Below are 12,048 nucleotides of genomic sequence, written 5' to 3' on the forward strand. Positions count from 1 at the left end.
GCTCATCGACGCGCAACTCAACGTGAAATCGCTGCCTGGACAGTGCCTGATTCGCAGGCCGTGCAACGTCCAGAGTCGGAGACCTCACAAGAAAACCCTTGGCAGCAGTGTTCGGTGAGATAGCCGAGCAAGCCATCCATTTGGGAAAAATTGGCGCGGTAGATCAGGTTTCGGCCTTGTTGCTCGGCGCTTACCAGGCCGGCATGCGCGAGCTCCTTCAAATGAAAGGACAGCGCATTCCTTGCAACACCGAGTTGATCTGCCAGCACACTGGGGGTGAGGCCGGGAAGGCCGGCGACGACCAGCGCGCGGAACGCGCGCAGCCGCTGGGGATGGGCAAGACCGCCGAGTGCGGAGACAGCTTGATCTTCATTCATAAATCAATAATACAACGATTATTGAATAATTGCCTTACCTCAGCCCGCATCAGACCCGATCAGAAGCCGCGACGCCGGCTCTGGGGGCGGCCGCTGGCCAAGTGCTGGTGCGCCGGCCCCAAGCCCCAAGCATCAAAGCGGAGTCAGCCGCGCCATGCCCGCGAAACACTCCTTTCGGCCTGGCCCAGGCGACCCGGTATCGGCGGCTAGTCCTCGCCGGGCGCCCCGGCAGGATCTCGCGCCCGTATCCGCTTATACGCCATGGGGCTGCACTTCATTGCAGAGCGGAACGCAAAGATAAAGGACGATGCGGAGCCATAGCCCAACTCCAGCGCGATCGCCGTTACGTCGAGCCCGCTTTCCAACAACTCGATGGCTCTGAACAACTTGAGCTGGCGACGCCAATCGCGCAGCGTCAATCCGGTTTCCGCAAAAAACTTCCTGGCCAGTGTCCGGCCCGACATCCCTAGCTCCCGGCCCCAATCGTCGGGGCCTCTCGGATCGGCCGGCTGGTTATACAAGGTCTCGCAAAGCGTCCGTAGCGCAGCGCTCGCGGGCCAAGCCAAGACCAATGAAATCGGGCTTGCGCGGCAGAGCTGATCGAGCACCAATCTATAAATTCGACCGAAATACCCGCTCTCGTCCGGATTGCCTTGAAGCGTCGCCGCCTCGACAAGCAGCGCCTTCAACAGCGCTGAAACGCCAAAGACCGCCACGCCGCCCTTAGAAAGCGTCCCCCCGGGGTGGTCGGCAAGCCACAGACTGCGATATTCAGCGCCGAGGAAAGACCCAACACTATGCTCCGTTCCTGACGGAACCCATGCCGCCTGATTCGGCGATATGGCAAAGGAGCGCCCTTCCGCCGTCACCATGAGGACGCCGGAAACCGCGTACACGACCTGATGCCATTCATGCGTATGCGCAGCGAAATAATTCCGCGCGCCGATGGACTGCACCCGCATGGTCATTGGCGAAGGCGACAGAACATCCGGCGGCGCGGTAATGGCTTTCCACTGCAAGAGCGCGTTCATATGTCGCCGATTCTATATAACTTGGCATTCTTTCGATAGATCATCAACCTAAGCTTGAGTTGTAATGCCCTCTCTACCATTTCCCGCTCACGCCACCCTCCGCAATGACACAACGTAGCGCCTCCCCGGGACATGATCTCCCCGCTGTTCTGCCCGAGGGCGTTCAACAAAGCAATATCTGGAGACTGACCACCGCCCAAGCCCTGGCAGGCGCGAATTCGGTGGTTGTCTATGCAACGGGCTCCATCGTCGGCAATATGCTCGCCCCGACACCCATGCTCGCGACACTGCCGATTTCCATCTTTGTGGTCGGCATGGCGACATGTACGCTGCCCATGGGCGCCATCGCCAGGCGCTACGGCAGGCTTGCGGCATTTCTGCTAGGCGCAGGCGCGGGCGTGCTCACCGGCCTGCTGGCCATGCTGGCGGTCATGATAGAAAGCTTCTGGCTGTTCAGCCTGGCCACCTTCTTCGGCGGTGTCTATGCGGCCGTCGTGCTGTCGTTTCGCTTCGCCGCCGCGGACGGCGTGGAACCCAAGCGGCGCGCGCGCGCGCTATCCCTGGTCATGGCGGGTGGCGTCGCCGCCGGTGTCGTCGGGCCACAACTCGTCACCTGGACGATGAACCTGTGGCCGCCGCACCTGTTTGCCGCCACCTTTCTGGCGCAGGCGGCGGTGGCTGCGATTTCCGCCTTCATTCTTCTGGGCGTCAGATTGCCCGCCCCCACTGCCGCAGAAGTCGCAGGCGGGCGGCCGCTCTCCCAGATTGCGCGACAGCCGCGTTTCATCGCCGCCGTGATCGCTGGCGCCGTCTCCTACATGCTCATGAACTTCCTCATGACGGCCGCCCCACTGGCCATGTACATCTGCGGCCACTCGCAGGAATCCGCCAATCTGGGACTACAGTGGCATGTCATCGCCATGTACGCGCCAAGCTTCTTCACCGGCCGACTCATCTCCCGCTTCGGCGCGGGACGGGTCGCGACCATGGGCCTCGTCCTCATTGGCGTCGCGGCCGCTGTGGGTCTCGGTGGTATCGACGTCATGCACTTCTGGTGGTCACTGATTCTGCTCGCCGTGGGCTGGAACTTCGGCTTTCTGGGTGCGTCCGCGCTGGTTCTGGAATGCCATCGGCCCGAGGAGAAAACACGCGTCCAGTCCCTGAACGACTTCATCGTCTTCGGCTTGATGGCGATCGGCTCCTTCTCGTCCGGAGGCCTGCTGTCGGCCTTCGGCTGGAACACCGTGCTGTGGGTGTCATTCATTCCCCTAGCGCTGTCCTTCGCCGCACTGGGCATCGCCATGCGTAAAACGACCCTCGCAATGAGCCGATGACGCCGCGCATCCATCCGCGGTTGCCGCCTGATCAGCGCGTGCCGACCTCGCATCGCGCCGACATGATGGTGTACTGCCCTCTCCAGGCCTCGATGATGATCTTGGCCTGGAGCAGATTGCTAAACCAACGCTCATTGAGACACTAATCGCGCCAGCAGCCCGATGTAAGCATCCTGGTTGGGTTTGCCAGGTTCGATAAGGAACAGCTTTATATTCCGGTCATGCGCCCAACTCAGCATGGCACGCCCACAGAATTCCTTACCGTTGTCTGTCCGGATGGCTTTGGATAATCCCCGGCTCAGTGCCAACCGATCCAGGATTCAAGTCAAGGCGTTGCTGACCTGCCCCCGGATTTAGTACGAAACTGATTTAGATTCCGGGGTTAAAAATCTCTTCTTTCTGATGATTCTTGGCGAACTGCTCTGGGGCCAAGTAGCCCAGGGCGCTGTGAGGCCGTTCGGTGTTGTACTCGAGGCGCCATGCTTCGATCAACGATTTGGCCTGACGCAGTGACAGGAACCAATGTTCGTTCAAGCATTCATCGCGGAACTTGCCGTTGAAGCTTTCGACATAGGCATTCTCCACGGGCTTGCCCGGCCGAATGAACGACAGCTTCACACCCGCCTGATAAGCCCAGGCATCGAGTGCTCGGCCCGCGAACTCCGGCCCGTTGTCCACCGTGATGGATCGGGGTAAGCCGCGGATCATGCCGATCCTTTCCAAGACATGTGCCACGCGCAGTCCAGGTAGTGACGTGTCGACTTCAATGGCCAGGCACTCTCGCGTGTAATCGTCCACCACATTCAAACAACGGAACCGACGGCCGTAGGCCAGGCCATCGGCAACAAAATCCATCGACCAGCTCTGGTTCGGCCCAGTAGATCCTTCAGCGCCGCGTTATCCAAAACCGATTCGGCCAGCAGCTTCTTGAGCCGATTGTTCTCCTGCTCCAATTCCTTGAGCCGCTGAGCCTCGGATACTGTCATCCCGCCGTACTTCGCCTTCCAGTTGTAGTACGTCGCATCGGAGATGCCGTGCTTGCGGCACAGATCGGCCACCTTGGCTCCTGTCTCTGCCTCCTTCAGCACACCGATGATCTGTTCTTCCGTAAATCGTTTCTTCATTGCCGTTCCTCTGGGAACGGACTCTACATCGTTTACGTACTATTTACGGGGGGCAGGTCACCGAGAGCTAGGCATCAGTTCGGCCACGTTCTACAAGCGGAGGTCCAAATACGGTGGCATGGACGTGTCCTTGATGGCGCGCATGAAGGAGCTGGAGGCCGAGAATGCCCGGTTGCGCAAGATGTACGTCGAGGAGAAGCTCAAGGCCGAGATCGTGACGAAGGCACTCGAAAAAAAGTGGTGAGGCCGTCTCGCCGCCGCGAGATGGCCCAACGAGCCGTGCAAGATCGGGGCATATCAGTCCGGCTCGCCTGCGAGGCGTTCAAGGTCAGCCAGACCTGCTATCGGTATGTCGCCAAGGCGGACGCCGAGAACGAGGAGATTGCCAGCTGGCTGCTACGGTTGACGGACAACCACCGCAGTTGGGGCTTTGGCCTGTGCTTCCTGTGTCTACGCAATGTCCGAGCTTCGGCTGGAATCACAAGCGCGTGTATCGGATCTACCGTGAACTTGAGTTGAACCTGCGCATTAAGCCACGCAAACGACTAATTCGGCAGGCTCCTGAGCCACTGAGTGTGCCGACTACCGTGAACCAAGTCTGGTCGATGGACTTCATGCACGACCAGTTGGCCGACGGACGCAGCATTCGGTTATTCAAGGTGATCGATGACTTCAACCGGGAAGCCCTGGGCATTGAGGTCGACTTCTCGTTGCCCTCGGAGCGTGTCACGCGTGCGTTGAAACAGATCATCAGTTGGCGCGGCAAGCCGATGGCCATACGTTGCGACAATGGCCCGGAATACCTCAGTTCGGCTATTACTGAATGGGCTCGCCGATGGGGCATCAAGTTGGAATATATCCAGCCTGGCAAGCCGCAGCAGAATGCCTACGTCAAGAGATTTAATCGGACGGTGCGCTACGAGTGGTTATCCCAATATCACTGGGATGATCTGGACCAGGTGCAGCGGGCCGCGACCGAATGGATGTGGTTCTACAATCACGAACGCCCCAATATGGCCTTGGGCGGAATCACCCCAAAACAGCGGCTGACCATGGCCGCATAGCGCTCCTACTTCTGCCAATCGCTAAAAAAGGGGGGGGGATTACCGGATAGCGCCCCTGCGTAGGAGCACACTGAATCTCCCTTTACTCAAAAGGAGATTGTCATGGAATCCGCGAATGCCGCCGTTGACCGTCGTGTGCCATGGAACAAGGGAAAGCTCACCGGGCAGAAGCTGCTCCTAAAGCTCCGAGAAATCTGGGCAATTCGAATGAGACTTCAGATGGCTTCGAACACTCGGGAACTCGCGATGTTCAATCTCGCAATTGATAGCAAGCTTCGAGCGTGCGATCTCACGCGATTGCAGGTACAGGACATCCGACACGGAAGCCACGTAGCCGCGAAAGCTACCGTCATGCAACAGAAGACCCAGCGTCCCGTCCAATTCGAGATTACGGAGCAAACCCGTGAGAGCCTTGACGCATGGATCGAAGCGCGAGGCCTAAAGGCGGTGGATTTTCTGTTTCCGACCCGTTTGCATACGTCGGCGCATCTTTCGACGCGGCAGTACGCCCGGATTGTGCATCGCTGGTTCGCATCGATTGGCCTCGACGATACCGCATATGGAACCCTCACTATGCGCCGTACAAAAGCCTCGCTGATCTACCGCCGGACCAAGAATCTTCGAGCCGTACAGCTGCTGCTCGGGCATACGAAGCTGGAAAGCACAGTTCGCTACCTTGGCATCGAGGTCGACGATGCTCTTGAGATGGCTGAACAAACAGAGGTTTGATGCATCCCGGCCGGCGAGCGGTCGCTTGCCGGCCAGAAGGGGACGATCAGGGGCTATTTCTGGAAGGGCCGGTTCAGACTGAAGGCAGTCATACAAAAGTACTCAACATAAACTTGGCGAGTTTTCGCCTATTGCGAGCCAGCGACGATGGCTTACGCTGGCCTCGGGCTTAAGGCTCGTTTACACGAAAAGTACCTACATGGCATTGATTACTAAGACTAAGAAGGAGCTTGCGCCGGCCTGCCCGCAGGTGACGCTAAAGCGCTCGCTCGGCCAAGGCGGAAATGGCTGTGTATACCTTGCTGCTCATGAAGACCATGGTGAAGTGGCCGTGAAGTTCTTCTTGAACAGCGATAGGCGTCGTTGGCAGCGATTTAGGGATGAGGTGAAGGTGGTGACGACCCATCTGCATGATTCTCCAAGAGTGGTCCCAATTCTGGAAGATTGGCTTCCTGAACATGGAACTGACAGTGTGCCTTGGTACATCATGCCGAAGGCCGAGACTATCCGTGAAGTGCTCAAAAGCCTGACTTGGCGAGAGATGCTTCCGGCATTCGTTGAGCTGGCAGACGGCCTAGTTGAACTGCATCGCGCCGGTGTGGCGCATCGCGACATTAAGCCTGAGAATCTGTTCCGCTTCGACGGAGGCTACCGATTTGGAGATTTCGGTATTGCCGCGTTTCCGGGCCGAGCCGGCATCACGAAAGAGGATGAGCCGATAGGGCCAGCCACCTTCATGGCGCCCGAAATGGAGGCCAACTCGGGGGTAGCGGACTGCTTCTTGGCGGACGTCTACAGCTTGGCTAAGACCATCTGGGCGCTGCTAACACGTGAGAAGTTCGCGTTCCCGGGGCAGTATCGCCCGAAGGGCCACGAGGGGCTCGCGGCGAGGGCAAAAGAAAATGGATTCGTGTTAGAACCCTTGGACCTTCTACTGGAGCGAGCAACCGACTCGCTGCCAGGGGCTCGGCCAAGCGCTTCTGAGTTCTCAGCGAATCTACGAGAGGTTGCTGCAATTCAGTACGACGCCGGGAAGGCAAATCAACTGCAGTGGGAGTTCGCGTCGCTTGAGGCGATGACTGGTCAAGGCATTGCTCGCGCAGAGTGGCGCGACCCCGCAGCAGTCCTCAATGTGATTCGACTTCTATCGCGTTACCACGGCATGAACCACTGCTTCCTTCCGGAAGGCGGTGGACAGCACATCAGAGGTGCCAATCTTTGCGAAGGTGGAGCGATGCTATCTCTGCAGATTTCTGGTGGAGGCGCAGACTACATCGTCTTACCAACCAGATTGGTGGTGGAACGCTTCCCAAACCACCCTGCCTTCGGCTATGCAGTTCTTGAGGTTGGGGAGGCGCACCGGCTTACCGAGGGTGACGCTTTCCTAGACGGGGCGGTCGAGAAGCTACGCCGGTTCAATGATTTCGACTACGCGCCCGACGATGGAGATAGCGACGAGCCCCAGTTCGCCGGACTCGGAGAGCCGTGCTATCGAAGATTCAAGGGGGGGCTAATGGTATTCGCCCCAACATATGGCATCTACAACCGCATCGACAAATACAATGGCACCGCCGAGCGCCTTGGCCTCGAGGAACTGAGGCGACAGTATGGGGAACTTGTGGAAAGGCTAGGCACAACCAAGCTGGAACCTCGCGCATTGTTCCCCGTGGTGCGACTACTTCACCGGGACGTTGCCAGAGTGCCGTTTGTTCTCCAATCCATATCAATGGACCAGTTCTGGACATTGTTTGACCTCGACGAGCAGATGTTGAGGGCTCGCGGCGATTCGGGAAGCGCAATCGTTGGTTCTGGAGAACTCTTAGAAGTGCTTCGGAGTATGTCCTCGGATCCGAAGAGGCAGAGGGCAAAGGCTTTGCTGATTAGGTTGACAGCTCAACAGAAGGGCGAATATTTGGCGCTGGTCGACGTCGCTAGGGGGATTATCGACCCGCACGAAATGGCAACCTATGCCGAAGACAAGTCGCGGTCTTCGTACGACGTCTCATATCTCCTTGAGAAGCTTGGCAATGGCTATCTTCGTCGCGCGTTGGAGAAGTTCGGCGTGGAGCCCGTAGCGGAAACGGTCGCGGTGGAAGTTAAGACTGAGGATGCAACCACCCAGAATGATGACTTCAGATGACTGAAGCCATCACTGGCATATGCAGATTGAGGTTGATCCTCTGATCGAGCTTCAAAATGATGTAAGAGCACCCGCCCATTCACGCGGTGTCGAGAGAAACTCGGGCCAGAGCCCTCTCTCCTTCGGACAATGTTAGGAGCCAGGTCTCGGTTGGACGGTGGCAACGGCAGAGATGTGCACTTGAGATCGATGACGCGTAAGCGCCTGCCGAACACACCCTTGACGGTTCTGCTTATGCAGCAGGTTGCCACCGATGCGGCAGTAGCTCAGCGATCTGGCTGTTTTTCTGCGTGGGCAGGCGCGTGAGCACGTCCTTCATATAGGCATATGGGTCGTGCCCATTGAGCCGTGCCGACTGGATCAGGCTCATAATGGCGGCCGCGCGCTGGCCCCCGCGCAGCGAGCCCGCGAACAGCCAGTTCGAACGCCCGATCGCCCAGGGGCGGATCTGGTTCTCCACCCAATTGTTGTCGATCGGCGCATCGCCGTCGTCAAGGTAGCGCGTCAACGCCTCCCAGCGCTTGAGGCTGTAGACAGCCTGCGTGCAGTGCTCTACGACTTCGCGCCCAGCCGGGCCGGCGAGCACTGCCGCACGTTCCTGGAAGATTGGCGCGGCAAGCTGGTGACCGACGATTATGCGGGCTACAAGGCCGGGTTCGCGGCTGGCATCACGGAACTGGGCTGCATGGCGCACGCCCGGCGCAAGTTCCATGACTTGCACGCCAACAACCAGAGCCAGATCGCCGCAAAGGCGTTGGAGTTGTTCGGCGCGCTATACAGCGTAGAGCAGGACGTAGCCGAGTTGCCTGCCGAAGAGCGACGCCAGATACGGCTGGAGCGGGCCAAACCGATCACAGAAACGTTGCATCGGTGGCAACCTGCTGCATAAGCAGAACCGTCAAGGGTGTGTTCGGCAGGCGCTTACAGATCTGCTTTGGGCTGACACATTTTGTTTAATCTCAATCCGCATGACGCAAATCCCAAGTGGGGTGGCGTTCGACAACAGGAATTCAACACCTGCTCAGCCTCAGACCAACCCCAAAAATGTAACAGCCGCCCCTCCCCCCCTTGAAGCCTGCCAAGTCATCCCTATAATTAGCACTCGTCGCCGGTGAGTGCTAACAAGCCCTCCCGCGCTAACAACCGATCAATCTTCTAGTTATCGAAACAGGAGTTCCTCATGGCCCTGCGTCCCCTGCACGATCGCGTGATCGTCAAACGCCTGGACAACGAGCGTAAGACCGCTTCCGGCATCGTTATCCCTGACAGCGCCGCTGAAAAGCCCGATCAAGGCGAAGTCCTGGCTGTCGGCCCCGGCAAGAAGACGGAAGACGGCAAGATTCTGCCGGTCGACCTGAAGGTCGGCGACAAGGTGCTGTTCGGCAAGTATGCCGGCCAAGGCGTCAAGGTTGATGGCGAAGAGCTGCTCGTCATCCGCGAGGAAGAAATCCTCGCAGTGATCCAGTAATAGCGAACCCCCCCATTTTCGAAGGAAGCTGACCATGGCTGCCAAGCAAGTTCTGTTTGCCGATGATGCCCGCGTGCGCATTGTTCGCGGCGTGAATGTTCTCGCCAACGCTGTTAAGACCACCCTGGGCCCCAAGGGTCGCAACGTCGTGCTGGAGCGCTCCTTCGGCGCCCCGACCGTGACCAAGGACGGTGTGTCCGTCGCCAAGGAAATCGAACTGAAGGACAAGTTCGAAAACATCGGCGCCCAGCTCGTCAAGGACGTTGCCTCCAAGACCTCCGACAACGCCGGTGACGGCACCACGACCGCCACCGTGCTGGCTCAAGCCATCGTTCAAGAAGGCTTGAAGTACGTTGCCGCCGGTTTCAACCCGATCGACCTGAAGCGCGGTATCGACAAGGCTGTCGCCGCCGCCGTGGTTGAGCTGAAGAAGGCCTCCAAGCCGGTCACGACCAGCAAGGAAATCGCCCAGGTTGGCTCGATCTCGGCCAACAGCGACAGCTCGATCGGCCAGATCATCGCTGACGCGATGGACAAGGTCGGCAAGGAAGGCGTCATCACCGTCGAAGACGGCAAGTCGCTGGAAAACGAACTGGATGTCGTCGAAGGCATGCAGTTTGACCGTGGCTATCTGTCGCCCTACTTCATCAACAACCCCGAAAAGCAAGTCGCCGCTCTGGACGATCCCTTCGTCCTGATCTACGACAAGAAGATCAGCAACATCCGTGATCTGCTGCCGGTGCTGGAGCAAGTCGCCAAGTCGAGCCGTCCGCTGCTGATCATCGCCGAAGACGTCGAGGGCGAAGCCCTGGCGACCCTGGTGGTGAACAACATCCGTGGCATCCTGAAGACCACCGCCGTCAAGGCGCCGGGCTTTGGCGACCGCCGCAAGGCCATGCTGGAAGACATCGCCATCCTGACGGGCGGCACCGTGATCTCGGAAGAGACCGGCATGTCGCTGGAAAAGGCCACCCTGCAAGAACTGGGCCAAGCCAAGCGCATCGAAGTCGCCAAGGAAAACACCACGATCATCGACGGCGCCGGCGACGGCAAGTCGATCGAAGCGCGCGTCAAGCAAATCCGCGCCCAGATCGAGGAAGCGACCTCCGACTACGACCGTGAAAAGCTGCAAGAGCGCGTGGCCAAGCTGGCCGGCGGTGTTGCCGTGATCCGCGTCGGTGCCGCGACCGAAGTCGAAATGAAGGAAAAGAAGGCTCGCGTCGAAGACGCCCTGCACGCCACCCGCGCTGCAGTGGAAGAAGGCGTTGTGGCTGGCGGCGGCGTTGCCCTGCTGCGCGCCAAGCAAGCCATTGCCGGTCTGCAAGGCGACACGCCCGACCAGAACGCGGGCATCAAGCTGATCCTGCGCGCTGTGGAAGAGCCCCTGCGCACCATCGTGACCAACGCCGGCGAAGAAGCCAGCGTGGTGGTGAACAACGTCCTGAACGGCAAGGGTAACTACGGTTACAACGCCGCTACCGGCGAGTACACCGACCTGGTCGAGCAAGGCGTTCTGGACCCCACCAAGGTGACCCGTACCGCCCTGCAAAACGCCGCTTCGGTGGCCAGCCTGCTGCTGACGGCTGAAGCCGCCGTGGTGGAACTGGCTGAGGACAAGCCCGCTGCCCCGGCCATGCCCGGCGGCATGGGTGGCATGGGCGGCATGGACTTCTAAGTCCCTCCCCCCGGCCAGGAGCGCCGCGTACCTTCGCCACGCGGTTCTCCTCTCCAATCAAAACCCCCGTTGGGTCCGCCCTCCGGGGGTTTTGTTTTGCGGCGCGGCCTGCGCCCCTGTTTCCATGCCTACAATGGACCCGCTTATCCGGGAGGGAGTCAATGCGTTTTTCGACGCTGCTGCAACTGAGTCATCCGAGGGCGCTGGCCCAGCTACTGATGGATTCGGCCAAACAATGGTCGCGCCACCGTGCGTCGAGCAAGGGCGCAGCCCTGGCGCTGTATATGGTGTTTTCTCTGGCGCCGATGTTGATTCTGGTGATTGCCGTAGCTGGAGCCTTCTTCGGTGAGGACACGGTGCGCTCGGAGCTCTTCGCGCAGATGAGCGACCTGATGGGCGAGCGCGGCGCGGAAGTGATCCATACGGTACTGGCCAGCGCGCATGAATCGAGCAAGAGCTGGCTGGCGGCCTTGCTGTCCCTGGGGATGATGGTTTTTAGCGCGACCACGGCGTTCTCAGAATTGAAAGACAGCCTGGACGAGCTATGGGAAACCAAGCCCAATCAAGCTTCGGGAGGCATTCAAGGGCTGGTGCGCAGCCGAATACTATCCTTTGGTCTGGTTCTGGTATTGGCCTGCTTTATGTTGTTTTCATTAGCCGTAAACGCGGCCATGGGTGTGGCGCGAGCCTATTACGGCGAATTGTGGTCGTATTCGCTGGTGGCGACGGCAGGCGTGTGGGTGGCGAATCTGTTTTCGTTCTCGGTGGTCACGGCCTTGTTCGCGGTGATTTTCAAGCTGCTGCCTTCGATCTCCCTGCCCTGGCGGCAGGTGCTTCCAGGCGCGGTAGTGACGGCGGCCTTGTTCTTGCTGGGAAAATGGGGCATCGGCCTGTATCTGAGCCACGGTGGGGTCGCCTCGGCCTATGGCGCGGCGGGCTCGCTGATCGCCTTTTTGCTGTGGATTTACTACTCGTCGCAGATTTTCTTTTTTGGGGCGGTGTTGACGCGCCAATACGCCTCGCAGGCGCAGCGTATCGAAGCCGCCGCCCCAGCGGCCTAATCCAGCCAGCGCTGCGCTTTGCAGGCCAAACCCTAGGGCCCGGCA

The 12,048-nt window shown here is 59.3% G+C and carries 8 protein-coding genes and 5 pseudogenes; 8 read left to right on the top strand and 5 right to left on the bottom strand.

The features are described 5' to 3' along the window. Window positions 1-17 precede the first annotated feature (17 nt). Both U0029_RS14525 and U0029_RS14530 read right to left on the bottom strand, forming a co-directional pair. Window positions 18-377: an ArsR/SmtB family transcription factor gene (locus tag U0029_RS14525; protein WP_114852724.1), complete on the bottom strand. Its 360-nt coding sequence runs from the start codon at window positions 375-377 to the stop codon at window positions 18-20. 206 nt (window positions 378-583) lie between these two features. Further along, window positions 584-1,408 (bottom strand): AraC family transcriptional regulator, encoded by an 825-nt coding sequence (locus U0029_RS14530; RefSeq protein WP_012416278.1) that lies wholly within the window; start codon window positions 1,406-1,408, stop codon window positions 584-586. A gap of 104 nt (window positions 1,409-1,512) precedes the next feature. Here U0029_RS14530 and U0029_RS14535 point away from each other — a divergent pair, with 104 nt between their 5' ends. Continuing rightward, window positions 1,513-2,742 (top strand): MFS transporter, encoded by a 1,230-nt coding sequence (locus tag U0029_RS14535; protein ID WP_114852723.1) that lies wholly within the window; start codon window positions 1,513-1,515, stop codon window positions 2,740-2,742. 70 nt (window positions 2,743-2,812) lie between these two features. On the opposite strand, the pseudogene U0029_RS14540 reads toward U0029_RS14535, so the two are convergent. Together U0029_RS14540 and U0029_RS14545 are read right to left on the bottom strand one after the other, a co-directional pair. Beyond that, window positions 2,813-3,062 (bottom strand): annotated as a pseudogene (locus U0029_RS14540) (integrase core domain-containing protein); the annotation flags it as partial. A gap of 49 nt (window positions 3,063-3,111) precedes the next feature. Continuing rightward, window positions 3,112-3,866 (bottom strand): annotated as a pseudogene (locus tag U0029_RS14545) (IS3 family transposase). A 61-nt stretch (window positions 3,867-3,927) separates the two neighbouring features. On the opposite strand from U0029_RS14545, the pseudogene U0029_RS14550 reads away from it, so the two are divergent. The 3 genes and pseudogenes from U0029_RS14550 to U0029_RS14560 form a co-directional block, all read left to right on the top strand. Continuing rightward, a pseudogene (locus tag U0029_RS14550) lies at window positions 3,928-4,930 on the top strand (IS3 family transposase); the annotation flags it as partial. A gap of 102 nt (window positions 4,931-5,032) precedes the next feature. Next, window positions 5,033-5,659, top strand: coding sequence for a tyrosine-type recombinase/integrase (locus tag U0029_RS14555; protein WP_114852722.1), 627 nt, complete (start codon window positions 5,033-5,035; stop codon window positions 5,657-5,659). 199 nt (window positions 5,660-5,858) lie between these two features. Beyond that, the gene (locus U0029_RS14560) at window positions 5,859-7,799 is read left to right on the top strand and encodes a protein kinase domain-containing protein (protein WP_114852721.1); all 1,941 of its coding nucleotides are present in this window, start codon (window positions 5,859-5,861) and stop codon (window positions 7,797-7,799) included. Window positions 7,800-8,031: 232 nt separating this feature from the next. Here the strand turns inward: U0029_RS14560 and U0029_RS14565 are convergent. Next, window positions 8,032-8,331, bottom strand: a pseudogene (locus U0029_RS14565) (IS66 family transposase); the annotation flags it as partial. Between the two features lie 3 nt (window positions 8,332-8,334). Here U0029_RS14565 and U0029_RS14570 point away from each other — a divergent pair. The 4 genes and pseudogenes from U0029_RS14570 to U0029_RS14585 form a co-directional block, all read left to right on the top strand. Beyond that, a pseudogene (locus tag U0029_RS14570) lies at window positions 8,335-8,682 on the top strand (IS66 family transposase); the annotation flags it as partial. Between the two features lie 297 nt (window positions 8,683-8,979). Continuing rightward, window positions 8,980-9,267, top strand: coding sequence for a co-chaperone GroES (locus tag U0029_RS14575; protein ID WP_012416276.1), 288 nt, complete (start codon window positions 8,980-8,982; stop codon window positions 9,265-9,267). Between the two features lie 34 nt (window positions 9,268-9,301). After that, a complete protein-coding gene (gene groL, locus U0029_RS14580) occupies window positions 9,302-10,942 on the top strand; it encodes a chaperonin GroEL (RefSeq protein WP_012416275.1) in 1,641 nt (546 codons plus the stop codon). A 161-nt stretch (window positions 10,943-11,103) separates the two neighbouring features. Further along, window positions 11,104-12,003 (top strand): YihY/virulence factor BrkB family protein, encoded by a 900-nt coding sequence (locus U0029_RS14585; RefSeq protein ID WP_012416274.1) that lies wholly within the window; start codon window positions 11,104-11,106, stop codon window positions 12,001-12,003. Window positions 12,004-12,048 lie beyond the last annotated feature (45 nt).

The organism is Bordetella avium (assembly GCF_034424645.1).
GTDB classification, from domain to species: Bacteria; Pseudomonadota; Gammaproteobacteria; order Burkholderiales; family Burkholderiaceae_B; genus Bordetella; species Bordetella avium.